The 23,951-nt window shown below is 75.1% G+C and carries 20 protein-coding genes; 9 read left to right on the top strand and 11 right to left on the bottom strand.

From position 1 onward, the window contains the following. Positions 1-66: 66 nt before the first annotated feature. Positions 67-609: a hypothetical protein gene (locus tag ACIOGZ_RS23265; RefSeq protein ID WP_363589385.1), complete on the bottom strand. Its 543-nt coding sequence runs from the start codon at positions 607-609 to the stop codon at positions 67-69. A gap of 178 nt (positions 610-787) precedes the next feature. On the opposite strand from ACIOGZ_RS23265, the gene ACIOGZ_RS23260 reads away from it, so the two are divergent. After that, positions 788-2,875: a BTAD domain-containing putative transcriptional regulator gene (locus tag ACIOGZ_RS23260; RefSeq protein ID WP_363589387.1), complete on the top strand. Its 2,088-nt coding sequence runs from the start codon at positions 788-790 to the stop codon at positions 2,873-2,875. A 57-nt stretch (positions 2,876-2,932) separates the two neighbouring features. On the opposite strand, the gene ACIOGZ_RS23255 is transcribed toward ACIOGZ_RS23260, so the two are convergent. Beyond that, positions 2,933-3,586, bottom strand: a complete 654-nt coding sequence (locus tag ACIOGZ_RS23255) for a TetR/AcrR family transcriptional regulator C-terminal domain-containing protein (protein WP_363633749.1) — start codon at positions 3,584-3,586, stop codon at positions 2,933-2,935. 70 nt (positions 3,587-3,656) lie between these two features. Between ACIOGZ_RS23255 and ACIOGZ_RS23250 the strand changes: the two genes are divergently transcribed. After that, positions 3,657-5,108 carry an FAD-dependent monooxygenase gene (locus ACIOGZ_RS23250; RefSeq protein ID WP_400987043.1) on the top strand — a complete coding sequence of 484 codons (1,452 nt, stop codon included), beginning with the start codon at positions 3,657-3,659 and terminating at the stop codon, positions 5,106-5,108. Positions 5,109-5,243: 135 nt separating this feature from the next. On the opposite strand, the gene ACIOGZ_RS23245 is transcribed toward ACIOGZ_RS23250, so the two are convergent. Next, the gene (locus ACIOGZ_RS23245) at positions 5,244-6,122 is read right to left on the bottom strand and encodes an alpha/beta fold hydrolase (protein ID WP_400987041.1); all 879 of its coding nucleotides are present in this window, start codon (positions 6,120-6,122) and stop codon (positions 5,244-5,246) included. Between the two features lie 135 nt (positions 6,123-6,257). After that, on the bottom strand, positions 6,258-7,481 hold the full coding sequence (locus ACIOGZ_RS23240) for an FAD-dependent monooxygenase (RefSeq protein WP_400987039.1): 1,224 nt from the start codon (positions 7,479-7,481) through the stop codon (positions 6,258-6,260). A gap of 306 nt (positions 7,482-7,787) precedes the next feature. Here ACIOGZ_RS23240 and ACIOGZ_RS23235 point away from each other — a divergent pair, with 306 nt between their 5' ends. After that, on the top strand, positions 7,788-9,041 hold the full coding sequence (locus ACIOGZ_RS23235) for an MFS transporter (protein ID WP_363628416.1): 1,254 nt from the start codon (positions 7,788-7,790) through the stop codon (positions 9,039-9,041). 49 nt (positions 9,042-9,090) lie between these two features. Here ACIOGZ_RS23235 and ACIOGZ_RS23230 read toward each other — a convergent pair whose 3' ends face one another. The 7 genes from ACIOGZ_RS23230 to ACIOGZ_RS23200 all read right to left on the bottom strand — a co-directional run bounded on the left by ACIOGZ_RS23230 (position 9,091) and on the right by ACIOGZ_RS23200 (position 16,871). Further along, complete coding sequence (locus ACIOGZ_RS23230) at positions 9,091-9,969, bottom strand: helix-turn-helix domain-containing protein (RefSeq protein ID WP_244293271.1); 879 nt, start codon at positions 9,967-9,969, stop codon at positions 9,091-9,093. A gap of 113 nt (positions 9,970-10,082) precedes the next feature. After that, a complete protein-coding gene (locus ACIOGZ_RS23225) occupies positions 10,083-10,925 on the bottom strand; it encodes a class I SAM-dependent methyltransferase (protein WP_400987037.1) in 843 nt (280 codons plus the stop codon). Then, positions 10,922-12,511, bottom strand: coding sequence for a 4-hydroxyphenylacetate 3-hydroxylase family protein (locus ACIOGZ_RS23220; RefSeq protein ID WP_400987035.1), 1,590 nt, complete (start codon positions 12,509-12,511; stop codon positions 10,922-10,924). The genes ACIOGZ_RS23225 and ACIOGZ_RS23220 overlap by 4 nt, the downstream gene beginning before the upstream one ends. Before the next feature lie 19 nt (positions 12,512-12,530). Continuing rightward, complete coding sequence (locus ACIOGZ_RS23215; protein WP_079135392.1) at positions 12,531-13,061, bottom strand: flavin reductase family protein; 531 nt, start codon at positions 13,059-13,061, stop codon at positions 12,531-12,533. Further along, on the bottom strand, positions 13,058-14,893 hold the full coding sequence (asnB, locus tag ACIOGZ_RS23210; protein ID WP_400987033.1) for an asparagine synthase (glutamine-hydrolyzing): 1,836 nt from the start codon (positions 14,891-14,893) through the stop codon (positions 13,058-13,060). The genes ACIOGZ_RS23215 and asnB overlap by 4 nt, the downstream gene beginning before the upstream one ends. Before the next feature lies 1 nt (position 14,894). Then, complete coding sequence (locus tag ACIOGZ_RS23205; RefSeq protein ID WP_363589405.1) at positions 14,895-15,674, bottom strand: hypothetical protein; 780 nt, start codon at positions 15,672-15,674, stop codon at positions 14,895-14,897. A gap of 255 nt (positions 15,675-15,929) precedes the next feature. Further along, positions 15,930-16,871, bottom strand: a complete 942-nt coding sequence (locus ACIOGZ_RS23200) for a response regulator transcription factor (protein ID WP_363628411.1) — start codon at positions 16,869-16,871, stop codon at positions 15,930-15,932. A gap of 741 nt (positions 16,872-17,612) precedes the next feature. Here ACIOGZ_RS23200 and ACIOGZ_RS23195 point away from each other — a divergent pair. The 6 genes from ACIOGZ_RS23195 to ACIOGZ_RS23170 all read left to right on the top strand — a co-directional run bounded on the left by ACIOGZ_RS23195 (position 17,613) and on the right by ACIOGZ_RS23170 (position 23,912). Continuing rightward, positions 17,613-18,557 carry an ABC transporter permease gene (locus ACIOGZ_RS23195; protein WP_350880832.1) on the top strand — a complete coding sequence of 315 codons (945 nt, stop codon included), beginning with the start codon at positions 17,613-17,615 and terminating at the stop codon, positions 18,555-18,557. A gap of 1 nt (position 18,558) precedes the next feature. Then, positions 18,559-19,494: an ABC transporter permease gene (locus tag ACIOGZ_RS23190; protein ID WP_400987031.1), complete on the top strand. Its 936-nt coding sequence runs from the start codon at positions 18,559-18,561 to the stop codon at positions 19,492-19,494. Beyond that, positions 19,491-20,273, top strand: a complete 783-nt coding sequence (locus tag ACIOGZ_RS23185) for an ABC transporter ATP-binding protein (RefSeq protein WP_363581888.1) — start codon at positions 19,491-19,493, stop codon at positions 20,271-20,273. The genes ACIOGZ_RS23190 and ACIOGZ_RS23185 overlap by 4 nt, the downstream gene beginning before the upstream one ends. Then, positions 20,270-21,055 (top strand): ABC transporter ATP-binding protein, encoded by a 786-nt coding sequence (locus ACIOGZ_RS23180; RefSeq protein ID WP_400987029.1) that lies wholly within the window; start codon positions 20,270-20,272, stop codon positions 21,053-21,055. The genes ACIOGZ_RS23185 and ACIOGZ_RS23180 overlap by 4 nt, the downstream gene beginning before the upstream one ends. 108 nt (positions 21,056-21,163) lie before the next feature. Beyond that, a complete protein-coding gene (locus ACIOGZ_RS23175; RefSeq protein ID WP_363581884.1) occupies positions 21,164-22,783 on the top strand; it encodes an ABC transporter substrate-binding protein in 1,620 nt (539 codons plus the stop codon). 67 nt (positions 22,784-22,850) lie between these two features. Beyond that, the gene (locus tag ACIOGZ_RS23170) at positions 22,851-23,912 is read left to right on the top strand and encodes an LLM class F420-dependent oxidoreductase (protein ID WP_400328617.1); all 1,062 of its coding nucleotides are present in this window, start codon (positions 22,851-22,853) and stop codon (positions 23,910-23,912) included. Positions 23,913-23,951 lie beyond the last annotated feature (39 nt).

The raw sequence follows: 23,951 nt of genomic DNA, 5'->3' as shown, positions 1-23,951 counted from the left end.
CGGCCTGCACCACGTGGTGCAGGCCGCCGCCCTTCTGCCGGCAGTCCCGGAGGTTCCAGGCGCCGGTCAGTTCCAGGGGTTGGCCGCCTGGTCGTTGATGGCCGTCCAGAACCGCGTGTTGTTGGGGATGTTGCCGTAGGCCCAGAAGGTCCAGCCACCGGTCTGCGCCAGGTCGGACCCGAAGTGGCCGTCGTGGAACTCGGCCTCGCGCCAGCCGGCCCCGAAGGAGGCCTGGCAGAGGCTGTCCGCCGCGGCCCGGCTGTTGAGCCGGGCGCCCTTGACCGGCTGGCTGAGGGCGACGGTGCCCTGTGCCCAACCGTTGTAGAAGCCGATGCTGATCCCGGACGGGGCCGGGCTGCCGTCGACGTTGAGGCAGAGCACGGGCAGCGAGACCGACGGCGCGGTGTCGCCGTTGTAGGCGTTGCTCGGGCTGCCCCCGGGGCCGCCGACCTGGACAGTGCCCTCCGGGCCGTAGGCGACGACGGACCAGGTCATCCCCAGGTGGGTGCCCGGTCCGGTGGCGGCCTCGGCCGGGGCCGCGGACAGCGGGATCAGGGCGGCTGCGGCGACGGCGGTCGCGGTGGCGACGACCTTCTTCAGACGGTTCATCAACTGCTCCTGGTTCGAGGCGTCTCGTCAGGCGACCGGCTCGTTTCGGCCGGTGCACAGCAAAGGTCTCAACCGGACGCACACAACTGGCATGATCTGGTCATTGATCCATCACCGCCCGTGCCCATCCACGCGCAGCGACGGTCCGGCCCGGCCCGCGGATCCCAGGGAGGGACACTTGGAGTTCAGGATCCTCGGCTCGCTGGAGGTGTGGACCGGCGACGGGAGGCGCGTCCCCTCCGAAGGCTCCCGGCAGGAGCGACTGCTCGCCGCCCTGCTGCTCAACGCGGACATCTCCGTTCCCGTCGCCCGTCTGGTCGACGCCGTCTGGGACGAGCGGCCACCGGCCACCGCCACCCGCCAGGTCCGCAACCTCGCCGGGGTGTTGCGGCGCCGCTTCGCCGAAGCCGACCCGGACGCACCGCCGGTGCTGCTGACCGACGGCCGCGGCTACCGCATCACGCTCACCGGCCACCGCCTGGACGCCCGCGCCTTCACCGACCGACTCGCCCTCGCCCGCCGCGAGGCCGCCGCCGGACGATCCCCGGCGGCGGTCGACGGGCTCCGCGAAGCGCTCGCCCTGTGGCGCGGCCCCGCACTGGACGGACTCGCCGTGGACGCGGACGCCCCGGGCGCGGTCGCGCTGGACGAACTGCGACTGACCGCCTGGGAGGAATGCCTCGATCTGGAGCTCGCCCTCGGCCGGCACCGCGCGGCCGTCCCCGAGCTGACCGCGCTGGTGGTCGACCACCCGCTCCGGGAACGCTTCACCGGACAGCTGATGCGCGCACTGCACGGTTCCGGGCGCGCGCCCGAGGGGCTCACCGCCTACCGCCGGTTCGCCGAGCGGCTGGCCGACGAACTCGGGCTCGACCCCGGGCCGGAGCTGCGGGCGCTGCACCTGGAACTACTGGCCACCGAACCGGTCCGCCCCGAGGCGGCGCCGACCGCAGCGGCCCCGGTGGCCACACCCCCCGTGGCCGCACCGCCCATGGCGGCACCCCCAGCGGCCGCACCCCCGGTGGAGGCGCCGCCGCCCGCCCAACTCCCGCCCGCACTTCCCACCTTCGTCGGACGCGGCACGGAGCTTCGCGTCCTGGACTCGCTGCTCACGACGCCCGCGACCGGTGCCACCGGCGCAGCCGTCCCCGTGTGCGCGCTCTCGGGCCCGGCCGGGGTCGGCAAGACCACCCTGGCCGTCGACTGGGCCCACCGCGCCCGGGACCGGTTCCCGGACGGCCAGCTCTACGCCGACCTGCACGGCTACTCCGTCGCCGCGCCCCTCGACCCGCACACCGTCCTCGCCCGCTTCCTGCGCGCCCTCGGCGTGCCCGGCGACCGGATCCCCGCAGCGCCGGACGAGGCGGCCGCGCTCTACCGCTCCCTGCTGGCCGACCGCCGACTGCTCGTGGTCCTCGACAACGCCCGCGACGCCGAACAGGTCCGCCCGCTGCTGCCGGGTGCCCCGGACTGCCGCACGGTGGTCACCAGCCGCACCCGACTCGACGGCCTGACCGCCCGCAACGGCGCCCGCCCCCTGGTGCTCGATGTCCTGCCCGCCCATCAGGCCCTCCGCCTCCTGGCCCGCATCGCCGGCGAGCACCGCACCCGCGCCGAGCCGCACGCCGCGGCCGAACTCACCGCCGCCTGCGGCCGACTGCCCCTCGCCCTGGCCATCACCGCGAGCCGCCTCGCCGCCTTCCCGGGCCGCAGCCTCGCCGACCACGCCGCCGAACTCCTCGACGCGGAACACCGGTTGAGCGCCCTACAGATCGACGGTGACGCCACCTCGGCGGTCCGCGCCGCCTTCGACCTCTCCTACCGCTCGCTCCCCGCCGAGGCCCGATCCCTGCTCCGGCTGCTCGCCCTGGCCCCGGCCGTCGGCGTCAGCTCCGGCGCGGCAGCCGCCCTGACCGACACCCCCACCGCCGCCGTCCGGCCCGTCCTCGACCACCTGGCCACCGCCCACCTGCTCACCCACGAGGACCGCCACCGCTACCGGCTCAACGACCTCCTGCGCCTCTACGCCGCCGAACGCTGCACCGCCGAGACCGGTACCGCCGAGCGCCGCGCCGCCCTGGAACGCCTCAGCTCCTGGTACCTCCACCACGCCGACTCCCCCACGCCGCCGCCCTCCCCTCCCGCCGCGGACCACCCGTGGAGCCGGGGCCACCACCTGATCGGCCTCCACCTCGACGAATGGGTCGAGGTGGACCGCCTGGCCGCCCTGGCCGCCTGCGCGGCGCAAGCGCCGGACGCCCCCTGATCCCGGCCCCGGCCTCCTGATCCCGGGCCCGGCCGCCGACCCCCGCGGTCCGTACGGCTACCGCACGAGCAGCGTCGCCTCGACGCCGGCCAGGACCGCCACCAGGCCCTGCTCGAAGCCCTGGTCGAAGTCCTGGAACATCACCCGGCCGGCTTCGGCGGCGAGCGGGTGGGCGGCCAGCCGCTCGGCCCGGGCGTCCAGGTCGTAGCCCTCCTCGCCGTCGAAGGGGTTGGGGCCCATGGCCTGCTCCTCGATGACGTAGCCGATCGTGTAGCTGTACGCCGTGTACCAGGCGCGGGCCGCCGCCTGCGGGGTGAAGCCCGCCCCCGTGAGCAGGAGCAGCCCGGCTTCGAGCCCCGCCGCGTACGAGGTGTCGGTGAACCGGGCTCCGCTGTAGACCCTGGCCCCGTCGCGGTAGCGGAGCAGTTCGGCCCGCAGCCCCCGCATCGTCGCCAGGTAGGCCTCCCGCCAGTCCGCCGCCGGGGGGATCCGGGACGGACCGGCGGCCGCGCGCCGCATCATCTCGGTCGCCATCTCGTCGAGCAGCGCCTGCTTGTCCTTGAAGTGCCAGTACAGCGCCGGTGCCTTGACCTCCAGCGCGGCGGCGATGGCGCGCAGGGTGAGGCCGTCCAGGCCCACCTCGTTCAGGAGTGTCAGTGCGGTGTCGACGACCGTCCGGCGGTCGAGCTTCGGGGTTCTCTGCGGCGTCACGGTTGACAGCTTAACGACGTTAAGTGCAGTCTTCCAGCAGCGACCACTTAACAACGTTAAGGAGATGCTCATGGCCACCCGCGCCACCGACCCGCACACCGACGTCCTGATCGTCGGAGCCGGACCGACCGGCCTCGCCCTCGCCGTCGACCTCGCCCGGCACGGCATCACCGCACAGCTCGTCGAACGCGAGAGCGGGCTCTTCCCCGGCTCCCGCGGCAAGGGCCTCCAGCCCCGCACCCTGGAGGTCCTGGACGACCTCGGGGTACTGGCCGACATCCGCGCCGCCTCCGGGCACTACCCGCCGAACCTGTTCTGGCGCGACGGCGAGCCGCAGGACGAACGCCGCATGTACGAACCGACCGAGCCCTCCGAGGCCGAGCCCCACACCGAGACGCTGATGCTGCCGCAGTGGCGGACCCAGCAGGTGCTGCACGACCGGCTGCGCGCCCTCGGCGGTTCGGTCGCCTTCGGACGCGAACTGGTGGGCCTGGCCCAGGACGCGGACGGCGTCACCGCCGAGTTCGCCACCGGCGCCCCGGTCCGGGCGCGGTACGCGGTCGCCGCCGACGGCGGACGGTCGGCGGTCCGCAGGCTGCTCGGCATCGGCATGACCGGGCAGGTCGTCGACCCGGACCCGATGCTGGTCGCGGACGTCCTGGTCACCGGCCTCGACCGCGACCACTGGCACGTCTTCCCGCCCAGCGACGGCGCCGCCGGGCGCGGACCGCTCGGCGGCCTGCTGGCCCTGTGCCCGCTGCCCGGCACGGACGAGTTCCAGCTCGTGGCGCAGTACCCGCAGGACACGACCGTCGACGCGTCCCTGGACGGCATCCGCGACGTGGTCGCCGCCCGCTCGCACCTGACCGCCGAACAGGTCACCGGAGTGCGCTGGGCCTCCGAGTTCCGGCCGCGGGCGGCCCTGGCGGACCGCTTCCGCGCGGGCCGGGTGTTCCTCGCGGGCGACGCGGCGCACGTACACTCCCCCGCCGGCGGGCAGGGCCTCAACACCAGCGTCCAGGACGCCTACAACCTGGGCTGGAAGCTGGCCGCCGTGCTCGGCGGCGCGGCCCCGGACGCCCTGCTCGACACCTACGAGGAGGAGCGCCGCCCCACTGCGGCGGCGATGCTGGACCTGTCGACCCGGGTCCACCACGGCGAGGCCCGCCGGGGCCGGGCGACCCAGCAACTCGGCCTCGGCTACCGGGAGTCGTCGCTGGCCGAGGAGACCCGCCCAGCCCTGCCGGAGGGCGCCCTGCGGGCCGGGGACCGCGCACCGGACGGGCGCCGGGGTGGCGTCCGGCTCTTCGACGCCTTCCGCGGACCGCACTGGACCCTGCTGGCGGTCGGGACCGAGTCCCCGCTCCCGCAGACCGCCTGCCCGGTGGTCCGCATCCCGGACTACGAGGCCTACGGCACCGGCGTGTTCCTCATCCGCCCCGACGGATACGTGGGCTGGGCCGGGGCCACGGCGGACGGCCTGACGACCTACGCCTCCCGGTACGGCGCCCTGCGCCGCTGACGCCCCGGCCCGCCCGGGCCCCGGCCAGGGCTCGGACGGCCACACCTTCTACCTCGGCGGCAACACCTACCCCGGCGGCGTTCCGGGCACTGTCGCCAGCCTGGAGATCATCAACAACTGACGAACGATCAAGTCCTAGACAGCTGAGATACCTTCGACGATCCGGCGGATCTCTCGCGCCAGGGCGTCGGGGTCGCTGGTCGGCACCATGTGGTCGGCGTCGGCCGCCAGCACGTGGCGGCCGACCTCGGCCCGACCGACGCGGTAAGCATGGGAGGCGTTCACGGCTTCCCGGACCTTCGGGCCCATGCCGGTGGAGGTCCGCATGGCCGAGACCACCGTGAGCGGGATGCCGCCGAGGGCCGGCGGGTTCTCCTTCAGGGCGGTCAAGTCCGCGACGACGGAGGCGAGTTCGGCGCCCCTCGTGCGGATGGTGGAGACGGTGAAGCCCTCCTCGCGCATCTCGGCCGCGGCGTCCGCCGGCAGGGCGTCGAGCATCGGGCGGAAGGCCCGGGCCAGCAGGCCGGTGCGGGCCAGCAGCATGCTGACCGCCTGCCCGATCCGCTCCTGGCGGCGCACCGAGGGCGCGAACACCAGGTCGCAGGACTCGTCCGTCGGGTCGGCCAGCACCAGGCCCGCGATCCGCTCGGGGCGGGCCGCGGCGGCGATCCGGACGATCGGCCCGCCCCAGCTGTGCCCGACCAGGACGAACGGCCCGTGGCCGAGGCCGCCGAGGTGGTCGAGCAGGTCGTCGAGGTCCTCGGCGAGGCGGCGCAGCGGGCGCGGCGCCGGATCCGGCGCGCTGCGGCCGAGCCCGCTGCGGTCGTACGCCACCGTCGCCGCGACCCCGTCCAGCCTGAGCTGCACCGGCGCCCAGTACGAGCGGCTGGAGGCGAGCCCGCCCTCCAGCACGACCGTCGGCACGCCCTCGCCGCCGGGCCCCGGCCGCCGCATGTAGAACAGCTCCCGGCCGTCCCGTGTCCGCGCCCGCCCCGGCTCACCCTGACTGTGCATCCCCGGCACCGCCCTCACCCTCGACCGTCCATCAAGTTTGGTTAGCCTAACCTCACTTACCTGGTGATCGCGACCACCCGTGGCCGACCTGCGGGGCGGCGGGGTCGGCGGGGGCGGCGGGGGCGGCGGGGTCGGTCAGTACTCGGCCAGGTCGAAGACCGTGGCCGCGCGGAAGGCCTCGCCCAGCTCGGGGCCGGGCCGGTCGAAGCCCTCGACCCCCTCGGAGTCGGCCTCCGTGGTCTCGAACCGGCCCCTGGTGTGGTCGAGGATGGCCTGATTGGCCGCCACATGGCCGCGCAGCCGCTGCTCGTAGGCCTGGTAGGCGGCCTCGTGGTCGCCGTCGGCCGCGTGCAGTTCCCCGGCCAGCACATAGGCGGCGGTCAGGGCCACGCTGGTGCCCTGGCCGGTGGCCGGGGAGCAGCAGTACCCGGCGTCGCCGAGCAGGGCGACCCGGCCCTGCGACCAGCGGTCCATCCGGATCTGCGCGACCACGTCGTAGTGGAAGGCGTCCCCCTCCCCCAGGGACTTGAGGAACTGCGGCACCTCCCAGCGCATCCCGGCGCAGCGCTCGGCCACCAGCCGCCGCTGCTCCGCGAGGTCGCGCGGCAGCAGGTCCCCGACCGGCTCGTCGGACGTGAAGACGGCGAAGACGCGCAGCTCGCTGTTGTCCCGGACGGTCATCGCCATGCAGCCCCAGGCGGCCTGGCCGTTGGGCTGGTGGATGACCTCCCAGTGGTCGAGGCCGAGGTGGTTGGGGGCGCTCCAGCCGGCGATGTAGATGCTGGTCGGGTGCAGGTAGTCGGCCTCGGGGCCGAAGACCAGGCGGCGGGTGTTCGAGTGCAGGCCGTCGGCGCCCACGACGAGGTCGAAGGACTGCTCGTCGCCGCTGGTGAAGCGGACCTGGACGCCCTCCTCGTGCTGCACGAGGGTGTCGATCGACTCGCCGAACCGGTACCGGACGCCGGGCCGGGCCGCCCCCGCCAGCAGGGCGGCCAGTTCGTCGCGCAGGATCTCCACGTCCGGGCCGTCCACGGCGCCCCCGGTGGCCGTCCACTCGGTGGTGCGCTTGAGCTCGCGGCCGTCCGCGTCGACCAGGGACATGCCGCGCAGTCCGGTCCTGCGGGCCCGGACCTCCTCCAGGAGGCCCATCCGCTCGATGATCTCCAGCGCGTTGCCCCGCACGTCCACCGCCTGTCCGCCGCCCCGGAGTTCCGGGGCGCGCTCGACGACCGTGACGTGGAAGCCGTAGCGCTCCAGCCAGTAGGCGAGGGCGGTGCCGGCGATCCCCGCCCCGGAGATCAGGACCGAGGTCGTGCGCGAGTGGTGCGGTCGGGTGCTGTTCGACATGGTGCTCGACATAGTGGACCTCCCGTGAGTCGATGTCGTGCCGCCAGTCTCGCCACGGCGGCCGACAGGTCGCTCACAGGACGCTGACACGACCGACGAGCGACCGCCGGACCGCCGACAGGCCACCGACAGGCCGTGGCACCGGCCGGACCAGGGCGGCAGCCTGTGACCTGGGGTCACAGGATGACCGCCTGTCTGGCTGGCCGCGAGGGCCGTCCGCAGGATGGCCGCATCGGACTCCTGCCCTCCCGTCGCGGCCGCTCGCGCCTGCCGTCCGAAGGCCCGGCCGCTCCCTCGCACGACAAGGTGGTGATCGCTGTGAGCAGCATCTCCGACCCGCCCCGACCCGAACAGGCCGAGGACGTCCCGCCCCTGGCGCCGGCCCAGGCCTTCGAACGGTGGCGCTACGCGGGAGTGTTCCTCCTGCTGTTCCTGTTCGGCACGGAGACCTTCCTGGTGTCGCCGCTGCTGCCGACCATCGCGGACTCGGTGCACACCACCGAGGCGGCCGCCGCCTCCAGCGTCACCGCCTACGTGCTGGTGTACGCCGTCGCGGCGCCCTTCCTCGGGCTGCTGAGCGACCGGTTCGGCCGCCGCCGCACCCTGGTGGCGGGCACCGTGCTGTTCGTCGTGTCCAACGCGGCGGCCGCCCTCTCCACCGGGCTGACGCTGCTGGTCGTCTCCCGCGCGGTGGCCGGGCTGGCGGCGGCGGCGGCCGGGCCGGCGATCTGGGCGCACATCGCCGAGACCGCGCCGGAGGCGGTGCGCGGCCGGGCCCTCGGCCTGGGCATGGCGCTGTTCTCCTGCGGCCAGGTGATCGGCGTGCCGCTCGGCGGCTTCCTCGCCGGGCTGGCCGGCTGGCGGTCGGCGTTCTGGGCGCTGACCATCGGCACCGCGGCGGCCGTGCCGCTGCTGCTGAGCCAGGTCCAGCGCCGTTCGGCGCAGGCGGACGCGCCGCAGGTGGGGGCGGTCCGGGCGATCCTGGCGGGCTGGGCCGACCCGACGCTGCGCCGCGCCCTGCTGGTCAACACGGTGTTCAACACGGCCAACCTGGGCGCCTACACCTTCCTCGGCGCGGTGTTGGTGCAGCGCTTCGACCTGTCGGTGCAGGCCCTGGGCCTGGTGGGCGTGCTGGTCGGTGCGGGCAGCCTGGTCGGCTCGCTGCTGGGCGGCCGGCTCGGGGACCGGGCCAGGACCGCCGGGCGCTCCGACCTGCCGCTGCTGCCGCTGTGGGGCGTGCTGCTGGCGGCGGGCGTCGCGCTGGCGGCCAAGGGGCCCGGCCTGGTCCTCGCCCTGGCCGGCGTGGTGGTGTGGTTCCTGGCCTCCGGAGGCTTCGTGACGGACCAGCAGACGCTGGCCGGCACCATCGCCCCGGAGCTGCGGGCGACCTCCAGCGCGTGGCTGACCTCGACCATGTACGCGGGCACCGGCCTCGGCGCCTGGGCGATCGGCACGTTCGGCAACGTCGCGGACGGCACCCTGCTGATCGGCACCGGGCTCGCGCTGGTGGCCGCCCTGGGCGCGCTGGCGGTCAGCCTCGGCCTGCGCCGGTCCACCGCATCGGGCACCTGAGGCCCCGCCGGAACGGCCGGGCCGCCCCGGGGGACCGGCGACCGGCGGCTCAGCCGACCCGGCGCTCCCCCTCCACGCCGCCGACCGCGCGCAACGGATGATCGACCAGTTCGGTCATCCGCGCCCGGTCGGCGGCGCCGTGCGGGGTGAACAGCAGCACCGTCGCGGTCGGGTCGTCCACCGGGTGGAAGGACGACAGCGTCAGCCGGACCGGGCCGAGCCCGGCCGGCTCGACGGTGACGGTGCGGACGGTCAGCTCCGCCACCGAGTGGCAGCCCCACCAGTGCCGGAACTCGGGCGCGTCCTCGTCCAGGTGCCGGTAGACCTCGCCGGTGCGGGGGTCGGCCAGGGCGGGGCCGGCCTGCGCCCGGAACTGCTGGAAGACGTTCATCGCGAGCGGCTCCCAGTCGCGGAACACGGCCCGCACCCGGTGGTCGGCGGCCATCACCCACATCAGGTTGCGCCGGTCCGCGGGGACGAACTCGGGCGAGCCCCAGAGCGCGACCCAGGCGGCGTTCCAGCCGAGCAGGTCGAAGTGCCGGTCGAGCAGGACGGCCGGGCTGGTGGGCCAGGAGTCCAGGACCGGCCGGATGGCCTCGGCGAGCCGGTCGGCGCCGTCCTCCGAGGCGGCGGCCGCCGTCGGCTCGTGGTAGCCGGCCAGGCGCATGGCGTGCCGCAGCCCGGCCGCGTCCAGCCGCAGCACCCGGGCGATCGCCTCCAGCACCTGCCGGGAGGCGGTGACCCGCCCCTGCTCGACCCAGGTGTACCAGGCCAGGCCGACGCCGGAGAGGGAGGCGACCTCCTCGCGGCGCAGACCGGGGGTGCGGCGCCGGGTGGTGGCGGTGAGGCCGACGTCGGAGGGCTTGAGGAGCTCACGATGGGCGCGCAGGAAGGCGCCGAGTTCCCTGCCTGCGGGGGGAGTTGACACGGTTGGCTCCTCGGCCCTGGTCGGTGCCGTCGAATGCGGGGGGTGTGGGCTGCCACCAGCGTAGACGCAGCCCGCCGCCCACCCCAGGGGTGAGCGGCGGGCTACACATGTTGTTAACGAGACGTCAGCTGCCACAGCCGGACGGGCATGTGGCTGACGTGGCCGCGCTCCTGCTGCCGGCGCCAGGCGCTCTCGCCGACCGCGCGGAAGAAGGCGGGCCGCTGCTGCGCCGGCACCGCACGGCTGTAGTAGTCGCCGAAGGTGGCGGCGTGGAAGTGCTCGTACTGGGCGGCGCCGTCGACGGTGACCACGGCGTCGCGCTCCAGGTGGCCGGCCACCGCGAGGTGCGGGCCCACCACCGCCGCGAGCTCGTCGGCGGTCCTGGTCCGGGTCGCGATCGGCAGCACCCCGGCGCGCTCCAGGACGCCGGGCACCTCGTCGTACGGGGTGCCGAGGGCGACCAGGGCCTCGCGGACCAGCTCGTCCTCACCGCCGAGGCCGCGCTCGTCCCGGGCCGGGTGGTAGGTGGTGAGCAGGAAGCGACCGCCGGGGGCGAGGTGGGCGGCGGCCCAGGCGAAGATCCGTTCCTCGTCCGGGTACAGCCAGTGCAGCACCGAGGTCTGGGTGATCACGTCGGCCCGGAACGGCAGCGGCTCGGGCACGGTGAGATCGGCCCGGTGCAGGGCGACCCGCTCGCCGTAGGGCTGGAGCCGGGCGGCGGCTTCGGCGATGCGGTGCTCGGAGCGTTCCAGGCCGACGGCGCGCCGCAGGGAGGGGAAGCGCTCCAGGGCCTCCTGGAGCAGCTGGCCGATCCCGCTGCCGAGGTCGATCAGGGACTCGGGGGCTCCGGTGACCTGGTCGAGCACCCAGTCCCGGTCCTGGACCTGGCGCAGCCGGCTGGCGTCGGCGTACCCCGCGAGGGTACGGGCCTGGATCTCGACGGCGGACGTGCTCACGGCTGGTTCTCCTCCACGGTGGACGGCTGTTCGGTGGACGGCTGCTCGGTCGGCGGCTGTGCGGCGGACGGCTGTGCGGCGGACGGCTGTGCGGCGGCGGGCTGCTCCGCGACGCCCTGGTCGACCAGGTGCAGCAGCCGTTCGCGGGCGGCGCTCTGGTCGTAGCGCTTGAAGAGGTTGATCCGGTTGCGGGCCAGGTCGCCCCGGTGCACGTACTCGTAGAGGTCCTGGCGCTGGCCGAAGCCGTCGCCGGTCAGCTCCCAGGCGATCCGGAAGAGCCGGGCCTTGCGTTCGGCGTCGATGTCCCGGCCGCGCATGTAGCGGTCCAGGTGCGGGCGCAGCCGGGGGTTGGCGAGGTCCCCGGCGGTGGGCTGGATGAGCAGCCCGGAGGCGCCGATCCTGCGGACGATCTCGACCGCGCTGCCGGCCACCTCGGCCGACCAGACCCGGGAGGCCGCCGTGTCGCCGGGGGCGAACAGGCCGCCGTCGGTGAGGCCGCCGCGCGCCTCGGCGGCGTCGAGGAAGTACTCGGTCAGTTCGGCGTACCCGGCGAGGCGGCCCAGGTCCTCCTGGATGTTGCGGAAGCCGTCCACGCCGATCGACTCGGCGACCAGGGTGGCACTGGCCAGCAGGGTCCGCAGCCGCTCGCGGTAGCGGATGTGGCCGACGTAGGCGCTCCAGGCGTTGATCCGGCCGAGGCCGGTGCGCGCCAGGTTCGCGTCGCGCAGCAGGAAGACGCGGTCCCAGGGCACCAGGACGTCGTCGAAGAAGAGCATCGCGTCCTGCTCGTCGAACCGCGCGCCGAGCGGGTGGGCGTGCCCCCAGGAGGCGCTGCCGAGCGGTTCGCGGGCGAGGGTGATCAGGCCGGGGGTGTTGAGCGGCAGGGCGAACCAGGTCACGAACTGCTCGCCGCGGCCCTCGGTGAACGACGCCGAGAGGTAGACCAGCACCTCGTGGGCGATCGGGGCGAGCGTGGTGAGCTGCTTGGCGCCGCGCACCACGATGCCCCGGTCGTTCTCCTCCACGACGCGCAGGGCGAGGTCCGGGTCGTCGAGCGGGTTGGCGGAGCGGTCGATCTGCGGGTCGCCGAGGGCGTGCGAGAGGACCAGGTCGTTGCTCGCACAGTGCCGGTACCACGCCTCGGCGTTGGCGCCGAAGCGCGGGTCGGCCCCGGCCAGCTGGTGCCGGAAGTCGTAGACGCCGACGGCGATCGAGGCCATGAAGGCGGGTGAGCGGCCCTGCTGCCCCAGTGCCTCGGCGTGCCACAGCTCGGCGCTGCGGCGCTGGAGCCGCAGGTCCTCCAGGGTGCGCGGGGGCTGGTAGGCGCGGGCGAGCCGCAGGCCGCTGTCCGGGTCCTCCCAGGTGAGCAGGTCGCGGTGGGCCGGGTCGTGCTGGAGGTCGATCAGGCGGGCCAGTTCGTCCACGGCCGGGCGGAACGCGGGGTGCTCGGCGGGGTTCGCGATGCGCTTGCCGTCGAGGTAGAGCTCGCGGCCGTCGTCCAGTTCGGCCCGGTACCGGTCGCCGGTCAGCAGGCCGCGGGCGGTGGCGGGTGCGCCGCGGCCGGTGATGGTGCCCAGCAGTGTCATGCGCCAACTCCGTTTGATGTCAAGGGTTCAAGGGTTTCGGGTCGATCACGCGGTACCGGCCGTCGTGGTAGAGCAGCGGGTCGCCGTCGCCGCGGTCCGCGGCGGCGACCCGGCCGACCAGGATGGTGTGGTCGCCGCCGGGCAGGGTGCCGTGCAGCCGGCAGTCGAACCAGGCCAGGGCGTCGTCGACGAGCGGGGCACCGGTGACCGCCGTCCGCATCGGCACCGCGGTGAAGCCGCCGAGCGCGCGCCCGGCCCCGGGTGTGGCGAAGCGCCGGGCCACCGCCGACTGGCCGTCCGTCAGGACCGAGAGGCCGAACCGTCCGGCGGCGCGGGCCGCGGCCACGAGCGGGCTGTGGCGGCTGACCGCGACGGTGACCAGCAGCGGGTCGAGGGAGAGGGTGCTGAAGGAGGAGACCGTCTTGGCGAAGACCTCCTCGTCCGCGCGGGTGGTGACCACCGCGACCCCGGTGGTCCAGCCGCGGGAGGCGGCCCGGAAGGCCTCCTCGGTGGCCTTCGCCGTGGTCACGGCCGCCGCGGGGCCGCTCATCGCAGCCCCACCCGGTAGGCGCGCAGCCACTCGTCGACCTGGACCAGGTGGTCGAGGCCGCCGACCGGGTTCGGCGCGGTGCGCGGGCTGGGCAGCGGGCGGCCCTCGGCGAGCAGCCGGCGGACCGGCTCGCGGTCCACCAGCTCGAAGACCGGCGCGTTCGGGTCGGCCAGCAGCTCGTGCGCCCGGGCGGTGAGCACCTCGGTGTAGCGGACGGCCGGGGTGGACGGGTAGCCGCTCTTGGGCCGGTCGGTGACCTGCGCCGGGAGGAGGTCCCGGACGGCGTCGCGGAACAGGCCCTTGGCCCGCCCGTCCGGCGCCTTGAGCGCCCACGGGACGTTCCAGAGGTACTCCACCAGGCGGTGGTCGCAGAACGGCACCCGCACCTCCAGGCCGACCGACATCGACACCCGGTCCACCCGGTCCAGCAGCGGGGGGAGCCAGCGGGTGAGCGCGAGGTGGAAGACCTCGCGGATCCGCGCGTCGGCGGCCGACTCGCCGGGCAGGCGCGACACCTCGCCGAGCGAGCGGTGGTAGGCGGCGGCGGTGTACTCCTCGGGTCGCACCTCGGCCCGGACGTCCGGGCGCAGCAGGTCCGCCGGCGTGGCCTTGCCGTGCAGCCACGGGAAGGTGGGCGCGGCGACGGCCTGCGCGTCGTGGAAGTACGGGTAGCCGCCGAAGATCTCGTCCGCGGCCTCGCCGGAGAGCGCGACCGTGGAGCGCCGCCGCACCTCGCGGAAGAGCAGGTGCAGCGAGGCGTCCATCTCGCCCCAGCCGGGCCGGTCCCGGGCGCGCAGGACGGCGTCGCGGGCGTCCAGCAGGTCGTCGTCGGGCACCAGGACGGTGGTGTGCAGGGTGCCGATGTGCTCGGCGGCGGCCTGCACGTACGGGGCGTCGAGGGTGGTCCGCCAGGCGTCCGGGGTGCGGTCGGTGCTGCCGGGGAAGTCCACCGAGAAGCTGGCGATCTTCCCGTGGCCGGCCCGTTCGCGGGCGGCCGCGGCCAGCGCGGTGACGGCGCTGGAGTCGACGCCGCCGGAGAGCAGGGTGCACAGCGGCACGTCGCTGATCAGCTGCCGTTCGACGGCGTCGGCGAGCAGGTCCCGGACAGTGCCGCGGGTGGTCGCGGCGTCGTCCCGGTGCTCGGCCGACTCCAGCCGCCAGTAGCGGAGTTCGCGGGTGGCGCCGCGGCCGACGACCACCAGGTGGCCGGGCCGGACTTCGTGCAGCCCGCGGAACAGCCCGTGGCCGGCGCTCGGCGCGGCGGGCAGCGCGAACAGCTCGGCGATGCCCTCGGCGTCCAGTTCGGCGCGGAACAGCGGGTTCGCGAGCACCGCCTTGGGCTCGGAGCCGAACAGCACCCCGGTGGCGTGGGCGTGCCAGTACAGCGGCTTGATGCCGAGGTGGTCGCGGACCAGCAGCAGTTCCTCGCGCGCGGCGTCCCACAGGGCGTAGGCGAAGATGCCGTTGAACCTGGTCGGCGCGTCCTTGCCCCACTGGAGGTGGGCCCGCAGGACCACCTCGGTGTCCGAGCGGGTCCGGAAGACGTGCCCGAAGGCCTCCAGTTGCGCGCGCAGCTCGCGGTGGTTGTAGAGCTCCCCGTTGTAGCAGAGCACGGCGCCGGCGTCGGGCCCCGGGCGGTCGGCGAGCGGCTGGACCCCGCCGTCCAGGTCGATCACGGACAGCCGGCGGTGGCCGAACGCGGCGTGCCGGGAGAGCCAGACGCCGTCCGCGTCCGGGCCGCGGCAGGCCAGGGTGGCGGTCATCTCCCGGACCGTCCGCGCCTGGTGGCGCAGGTCGGTGTCCCAGTCGATCCAGCCGGTGACACCGCACATCTCAGGACTCCCCCGGTTCGTCGTTGGCGGCGGGCCCGGCCGCGGCGCTCGACTCCCAGCGGCAGCCGTGGCCGGTCGGGCCGTTGGTCAGGCGGTGCGCGGGCCGGTAGCCCTTGGCGCGGATGTTGGCGGACAGCGCCTCGGTGCAGTAGGTACAGGGCGAGGCGAGGGTCAGCTGGACGCCCGAGCGGCGGGCCTTCTCGCGGTAGTCCCAGATCGCGCAGTGTGTGATGGTGAGCGCCGCGTGCTCGGCGCCGGGCGGCTCCTCGTCGTCGAACTCGTACTCCGAGCCGTACAGTTCGGCCTGCCGGGCGATCCGGTGGATCGGGTCGGCGGCGCCCCGGCCGTGGTCGGGTTCGACCTCGCGGTGCACCTCGGCATTGGACCGGGCCCAGTCCCCCAGCCCCTCCTCGCCGTAGCGGCGCACGAGGAAACGTTCCATCAGCGCCTGGTCGCGGAAGAACACCCGCTGCCACTCCGGGGCCGGGGCGTCCGGCGCGGGGAGGTCGGCGAAGAGCTCGGACTGCAGCACGAACCAGTCGGTCAGGTGCAGCCCGTTCCCGCGCGACACCAGGTACCGCGTCAGGCCCGCCTCGGCCTCGTGCAGCCGCTGGCGCCAGAGCGCGGACCGCTCGGCGTCCGACATCGCGCGGTACGGGGACCTCGGCTGCTCCGCGCCGGGGCTCCGGTGACTCGCGGCGGCCAGCACCGCCGTGCGCGGGCCGGCGTCGGCACCCGCCGCACCGGCGGAACCGGTCGGGCCCCCGGTCCTGTCGGACACACCCCCCATCGGGCCATCTCCCTTCGGCTGGACGATCCTTCGGACCGTCTCGTGTGGTGGTCGTTTCCCGCCACGCTACGGAGCGGGCCAGGCGCCCCGGTAGCCCCGAACGGCGCCGCTCAGGGCGCCGATCGTCGCCTCGCGCATGCTCCGAAGGTCACCTGCGGGAGGCGGCCGGAACACGACGGAGGGCGGGCCCCGCGTGCTGCGGGGCCCGCCCTCCGGAGGGTGGCGACGAAGATGTACTGAGACGAACTACCCGGCGAGGCCGTGCCGGTGGGCGTAGAGCGCGGCGCGCAGCCGGTCGGGCTGCCCGATCTTGCGCATGGCCTGGGTGAGGTGCTTCTTCACGGTGGCCTCGGCCAGGGCGAGTTCACGCCCGATCTCGGCGTTGCTCAGCCCGAGCCCGAGCTGGACCAGCACCTCGCGCTCACGCTCCGTCAGCCCGGCGTGCTGCGGCGGCAGTTCGCCGACGTGCTGCGGGGGCACCGCCGCGTGGGTCCGGGCCGGCGGCGGCGCGGGCAGGAACACCGACCCGCCCGCCGCGGCGAGTTGGACGGCGCTGATGATCCGGTCCTCGGCCAGGTCGAGCGGGAAGCAGCCGCTGGCCCCGGCCAGCAGCATCCGGCTCGCCTCCGCGGTCGACTCGGCCCGGCGCAGCAGCAGCACCCGGGCGTCGGGCGCCGCGTCCGGGCCGCGCAGCGCCACCACGACGGCGAGGTCGGCCTCCAGGCTCGCGCCGCGGCCGAGCAGGATGACGTCCGGGGCGACCCGGCGCACGGCGGCCACCGCGCGCAGCGGGTCGCCGGTGGACCCGACCACGGCCAGTCCGGGCACGGTCGTCAGCACGCTGCGCAGCCCGGCGCTGGCCACCGAGTGCCGCTCGACCAGGAACACCCGGGCATCGGCCGTGCGGTCGCGGTCCTCCTCCACGCACATCGGATGGCCGCACCCGCAACCGGTGGCGGTCGGCCCCGCCGGGGGTGGCGGCGTCACCGTCTCCGCCAGCAGCTGGTGACCGGCGATCAGATCGAGCGGGTTGTCGATCTCGGCCTGCGCCGGTGGTGCGGCGTGCACCGGCGGCGCGCCCGCGGCGGGGGCGTCCACCAGGGTGGCGCCGCCGCAGGCACCGCGTCGGGCGGGAAGCCGGCGGCCGCGCGGGCCGGCCGGAACGGCGATCTTGCTCACTGCGGCCATCGCGCACCCCCGGGGGCGGAGGCAGGACGTCTGAGGTACGGCATGGCGATACGGTCCCCTTGCTGGTGGCGGGCCGGCCCGGTGGGCACGGGTGCTGCGGCGAGGATCCGTCGAGGACGCGCACGGGCGTCGGCTGCGGAATCCGGGACTGGGGAGGGGCGCCGACCGCAGCGACTGGGAACGGGGCGGTCAGCGCGCAGCGCGCGGGCGACAGAGCTCGTCGAAACACCGTCGGTGCCACGAGCCGCCGATCCCGACCAGGGTGATGTCGGTCCGCCGAATAGCCATGCGGGGAACCCTAGGTCCGGTTCCTTGTGCAGGTCAAGGACGGAACCGGGGCTCAGCGCCCTGGGCAGTGGCGGTCCTGACACTCCGGATGCTGTGACCAGGAGTAACAGCATCAAGTGCTGACTGGCTGTCCGGGCCACCGGTCCGCAACGCTCCTTCAAGCGGCCGCAGCTGCCGGAGCGGCACCGACGTCCCACGTCCCACGGACCGCCCGACCCGTGCTCCGGCACCCGATCCCGCCCGGACGCGGCACCCGCCCCCGGCGAACGGCCCGTCCCACGGCCCCGGTCCGGCGCTCCAGCCCCCGGACGCCGCCAGTGACTGCCGGTTACCGCTGGTGACCGTCCCGACCCGCTCCCGACCCGCCCCTCCCGGAAGGACCACCAGCCCCATGCCCGCCCCGCCCAACCGGCCCGCCGCCGGCCAGTCCGGCGCCACGCCACGGAGGGCCGGGTGACCCGCTTCCTGCTGCGCCGCCTCCTGCTGGCCGTACCGACCCTGCTCGGCGTCACCGCCGTCGTCTTCGCGACCGTCACGCTCGTCCCCGGCGATCCGGTGGCCCTCTTCCTCGGGCCGGGCGCACCGCCCGAGGCCCGCCGCGAGCTCTCCGAACGGCTCGGCCTGGACCAGCCGTTACCCGTCCGCTACGCCTCCTGGCTCTGGCACGCGCTGACCGGCGACCTCGGCACCTCCGTCTCCGGTCAGCGCCCGGTCGCCGACCTGCTGCTCCCGGCGCTCGGCCAGACGCTGACCCTGACCGCGGCCGCCTTCCTGCTGGTGCTGGTCGGCGGGGTGGCGCTCGGCGCCGTCGGCGCGCTGCGCCCGCGCGGCCCCGGCGGGCGGATCTCCGGCGCGCTGTCCGCCCTCGCGGTCTCCGCCCCGCAGTACTCGGTGGCCCTGCTGCTGATCGCCGTCTTCGCCGTGGGCCTGCGTTGGCTGCCGGCCGGGGGCACCCACGACGTGTTCGGCTCCGGCGGCCTGCCCGACCTGGCCCGCCACCTGGTCCTGCCGGCCGTGGCCGCCGCGCTCGTCCCGCTCGGGCTCACCGCCCGGGTGTTCCGGGCCGCGCTGGGGGGCGTGCTGGCCGGCGAGCTGGCCGACTCGCTGCGCGCCCGCGGCCTGCGCCCGGCCACCGTGCTGCGGCACTGCGTGCACAACGCCTCACCGGCACTGCTCACCATCGGCGGCCTGCAACTCGCCTACCTCCTGGAAGGGGTGATCTTCGTGGAGACCCTGTTCGCCTGGCCCGGCGTCGGCCGGCTGCTGTACGACGCGCTCACCTCCCGCGACCTGCCCCTGGTGCAGGGCGGGGTGCTGGTGGTGGCGGTCGCGTTCGTCGGCGTCAACATCCTCGTGGACGCGGCGCACGCGGCGATCGACCCGCGAGTAAGGAACTGATGTGACGTCACGTGTCCTCGCCCGAGCGAACCTCGGCCTGACCGTCCCCGCCGCCCTGGCCGCGCTGCTGGTCCTGCTCGCGCTCGCCGCGCAGCTGGTCGCCCCGTACGACCCGGCCGCCGGGCGGCTGGCGGACCGGCTGCTCGACCCGGGCAGCCCCGGCCACCCGCTCGGCACCGACGGCCAGGGCCGCGACCTGCTCAGCCGGCTGATCTGGGCCGGGCGCGCCTCGCTCACCGGCGGGCTCGTCCCCGTCGCGGTGGCCGCCGTCGTCGGCACCCTGCTCGGCGTTGTGGCCGGGCTCGGCGGCCGGATCACCGAACAGGCCCTGCTGCGCCTGCTGGACGTGCTCTACGCCTTCCCCGGGGTGCTGCTGGCGATCGCCATCGCCTCGCTGCTCACACCCGGCCTGGGCGCGACCGTGCTCGCGCTGTCGGTGGTGCTCACCCCCGCGGTGGCACGGGTCGCGTTCACCGAGACCCGGCGCGTCCGGGCCGCCGAGTACCTGGTGGCCGCCCGGGTCAGCGGCGCCGGCTGGGGGTCGCTGGTCCTGCGCCAGGTCGCCCCGGTGGTGGCGCCGGTGGTCCTGGTGTACGCGTCCTCGCTGGTCGGGCTGGCCATCATGTACGCCGCAGGGCTGTCCTTCCTCGGGCTCGGGGTCGCCCCGCCGACCGCCGAGTGGGGCGCGATGCTGGAGGAGCTGCGGCCCTCGCTGCTCACCCACCCCTGGGTGGCGGTCCTGCCGGCCCTGGTCATCCTCGCCGTCTCGGTCGTCTTCAACACCCTCGGCGAGACGCTGCGCACCCGCGTCGGCGACACCGCCGCCCTGCTGGCGCACGCCGCCCCCGCCGCCGCGAGCCGGTCCGCCGACCGCTCCACCGACCGCTCGGCCGACGGCTCGGCCCGGCCGCGAGCCGCGAAGCGGGTGGGCGCATGAGCGCGCTGCTGGAGATCGACGGCCTGACCGTCGAGTACCCCGGCGGGGTCCGGGCCGTCGACGACGTCTCCCTCGCCCTGCCTGCCGGCCGCTCCCTGGTACTGCTCGGCGAATCCGGCAGCGGCAAGACCACCGTCGCCCGCACCGTGCTCGGGCTGCCGGGGCACGGCGCCGCCGTCACCGGAGGCGTCCGGCTCGCCGGGACCGACCTGCGGGCGCTCGGCGAACGCGAACTGGCCGACGTCCGCGGCCGGCGCATCGGCTACGTGCCGCAGGACCCGACCGCCTCGCTCGACCCGCTGCGCCGGATCGGCCCGCAGCTCGCCGAGGTGCTGCGGCGGCACGGGATCGCCGCCGACCGCCGGGCCGCCCGCGCGGCCGTCCCGAAGCTGCTCGCCACCGCCGGCATCCCGGACCCGGAACGCGTCGCCCGGGCCTACCCGCACGAGCTCTCCGGCGGCCTGCGCCAGCGCGCCGCCATCGCCGTCGCGATCTGCTGCGGCCCGGAACTGCTGATCGCCGACGAGCCGACCACCGCGCTCGACGCGCTGATCCGCGGGCGGATCCTCGACCTGTTCGCCACCCTGCGCGCCGACTGCGGCATCGCCCTGCTGCTGGTCACCCACGACCTCGCGGCAGCCCGCCGGATCGGCGGCACCGTGGCGGTCATGCGGGCCGGCCGGATCGTCGAGCTCGGGCCCGCCGAACGGGTGCTGGGCGACCCGGAACACGCCTTCACCGCCGCCCTGGTGGCCGCCGAACCGGGAGCCCGCCGATGACCGCCGCCAGCCACACCCCGCACGACGGGCCCCCGGCCCTGCTCGTCGTCGACGCCGTCACCAAGCGCTACGGCGACCGGACCGCCCTGGACGGCGTCAGCCTCACCGTCGCGCCGGGCGAGACCGTCGGCCTGGTCGGCGAATCCGGCTCGGGGAAATCCACCCTGGCCCGGCTCGCCCTCGGGGTGCTGGCCCCTGACGCCGGCAGCGTCCGCTTCGCCGGCCGCGATCCGTACCGGCTGCGCGGCCGCGCCGACCGGGCGCTGCGGGGCCGACTCCAGTTCGTCCCGCAGGACCCGCGCGGATCGCTCAACCCCAGCCTGCGCGCCGGGGAGGCGGTCGCCTTCGCGCTGCGCCTGCACGGCACGCCGCGCGCCGAACGCGCCGCGGCCGTCGCCTGGCTCTTCACCCAGGTCGGCCTGGAGCCCGCGCTCGCCGACCGCTACCCCCGGGAGCTGTCCGGCGGGCAGCTCCAACGGGTGGCCGTCGCCCGGGCCCTGGCCACCGGGCCGGACCTGGTCGTCTGCGACGAACCGACCTCCGCCCTCGACCGCAGCGTGCAGGCCCGCCTGCTCGACCTGCTGACCGACCTCCAGGAACGCACCGGCCTGGCCTACCTGTTCATCTCCCACGACCTCGCCGTCGTCCGGCACCTCGCCCACCGGGTGCTGGTGCTGCGGCACGGCCGGGTGGTCGAGGAGGGCCCCGCCGGCCTGCTCTGGGACTCCCCCGCGCACCCGTACACCCGGGCGCTGCTGGAGGCCGCCACCGGCGTCGCGTGACCCGCCGCCGAAGCCCCGTGCCGACACACCGCTGAACCTCCGTACCCCCGCACCACCGAACCCCCGCACCACCGAACCCCCGCACCACCGAACCGACGAGGAATCCCCATGACGCGCACCAGCCGTATCCGCTCCAGAGCCGTCGCCCTGCCGGCCGCCGCCGTTCTGCTCGCGGCGGCGGCCGGCTGCGCCGGCTCCGACGGCGGCGGCTCCGCGGGGGCGGGCGGCGGTGACGGCCGCGGCGGCACCCTGGTCATCGGCGCCACCGGCAGACTCCCCAACCCCGACACCGTGATCGGCGGCGCCGGCTTCGAGGGCAAGCGGCTGGTCTCCTTCCAGCTCTACGAGGGCCTCACCCGGTACGAACTGCTCAAGGACACCGACAAGCCGCCGGCCGTCACCGGCGCCCTGGCCACCGACTGGCAGGTCGCCGCCGACGCCAGGACGTGGACCTTCACCCTCCGCAAGGGCGTCACCTTCCAGGACGGCACCCCGTTCGACGCCGACGCCGTGCTCTTCAACCTGGCCCGCTACCTCGACAAGAAGAGCCCCGAGTACACCGACGCCCTCGGCGCCGCCGCCGCCGAGTACGCGGGCGACATCGTCTCGTACCGCAAGACCGACGCCGACCACGTCGAGCTGGTCACCAAGGACCCCAACGGCCACTTCCCCGAGGACCTCGCGCACGTCCTGATCGCGAGCCCCACCGCCGTCCGCAAGTCCGGCTCGGCCGACTTCGCCCAGCACCCGGTCGGCACCGGCCCCTTCTCGTTCGTCTCGCAGACCGAGGGCCAGCAGATCGAGCTGGCCGCCAACAGGAGCTACTGGCGCGGCGCCCCCAAGCTCGACCGGCTCGTGATCAAGGCGCTGCCGGACGCCGCGGCCCGCACCGCCGCCCTGCGCTCCGGCGGCGTGAACTGGATCGAGTACCCGAACCCGGACGACATCGACAGCCTCAAGGCCGACGGCGTCCAGATCGCCACGAACAGCTACGACCACCTCTGGTACTGGATCCTGGACACCTCGAAGGCGCCCTGGGACAACCCGCTGGTCCGCAGGGCCGCCAACTTCGCGATCGACCGCAAGGCCATCGCCGAGAAGCTGCTGCACGGCACCGCCGACCCCGCCTACCAGACCGCGCCGCGCGCCACCGCCGCCTACGACCCCGCCGGCGACGTCTACTCCTACGACCCCGCCAAGGCCCGGCAGTTGCTCGCCGAGGCCGGCGTCCCGAACGGCTTCAGCACCTCCGTCACCGTGCCCACCGGCGGCAGCGGCAACCTGCTGCCGGTGCCGATCGCCGAGGCCCTCCAGCGGGATCTCGCCGCCGTCGGCATCAAGGTCGAGCTGCGCACCACCGACTGGACCACGCTGATCGGCGCCGAGGCCAAGGGCCAGGTGGCGCTCGGCTCGGACGCCGTCGCCCAGTCCACCACGCTGTTCCAGTCCGAGGCGCTGCTCCCGCTGTTCATCGGCTCCAAGAGCCCGTTCTGGACCGGCCACTACACCAACCCGCAGGTCGACGAGCTGCTCGCCTCCTCGGCCGCCGATGCCGACCAGACCGCCCGGCAGGCCGGGTACCGCAAGGCGCTCGCCCTGGTCACCCAGGACGCGCCCTGGCTGTTCGTGGTCAACGACCGCAATCCGCGGGCCCTTTCGCCGAAGGTCCAGGGGCTCGTGCAGCCGCAGTCCTGGTTCCTCGACCTGACCACCGTATGGGTCCGCTGACCCGCGGACACCGCCTCTCCCCCGGCTCCGAAGAGCACCGCGCACCACAGGAAGGACGGCCATCCCGATGACCGACCCGCACCGACCGCACCACCACGCCGGGACCGTCCCGCCCGGCTCCGCGCACGGCCCCGTGCCCGCCGCACCGCCCAAGTGGGGCATCACCCTCCCGCTGCCCGGCCTGACCATCGACCGGCACCGCTTCCTGGTCGAGCGGCTGCCCGACCTCGGCTACACCGACGTGTGGAGCGCCGAGGGCGGCGGCACCGACGCCTTCACCCCGCTGGCCGCCACGGCGGCCTGGTCCCCCTCGCTGCGGATCGGCACCGGCATCGTCCCGGTGCACACCCGCGGCCCGGCCGTGCTCGCCCAGACCGCCGCGACGCTCGCCCAACTCGCCCCGGGCCGACTGCTGCTGGGCATCGGCGCCTCGGTGCCCGCCCACGTCACCGACATCAACGGCATCCCGTTCGACGAGCCGTTCAAGCGGACCAGGGACGTCCTGCGCTTCGTCACCCGGGCGCTGCGCGGCGAGTACGTCACCGGCGGGTTCGACACCTTCGACATCACCGGCTACCGGCTGCCGCACCCGCCGACCGAGCCGGTCAAGGTCATCCTGGGCGCGCTGCGGCCCAACATGCTCCGGCTCGGCTTCAACGAGGGCGACGGCGCCATCACCAACCTGCTGTTCCCGCACGACGTGCCGAAGATCCTGGACGCCGTCGGCCCGCAGCCGCCCGGGAAGGAACTGGTCGTCAAGGTCTTCGTCTGCCCCACCGAGGACACCGACTACGCCCACCGCGCCAGCCGGCCGTTCCTCGCCTGGATCCTCAACCGCGAGCCGTACCGCAAGTTCCACGAGTGGCTGGGCCACGGCGAACTCCTCGCCGAGACCCACCGCCTCTGGGCGGCCGGCGACCCGGAGGGCGCCCAGAAGGCGCTGCCCGACGAGGTCGTCGACGGGCTGTTCATCAGCGGCTCGCCGGAGGAGTGCCGGGAGCGCATCCTCGCCTACCACCGCCCCGGCGTCACCACCATCCAGCTGTACGTGTCGCTGCCGCCCGAGGTGTTCGTCAGCCGCGCCAAGCTGCTCGACACCCTGGCCCGGCTCGGGCCGGCCGCCCTCTGACCGTCGCGCCCCACCCGTCCCCATCCCCTGCCACCCTCA

This window comes from Kitasatospora sp. NPDC088160, from assembly GCF_044741445.1.
Taxonomy (GTDB): Bacteria; Actinomycetota; Actinomycetes; order Streptomycetales; family Streptomycetaceae; genus Kitasatospora.
The sequence above is the reverse complement of the archived record's forward strand: the minus strand, read 5'-3'. Positions and strand labels throughout refer to the sequence as shown.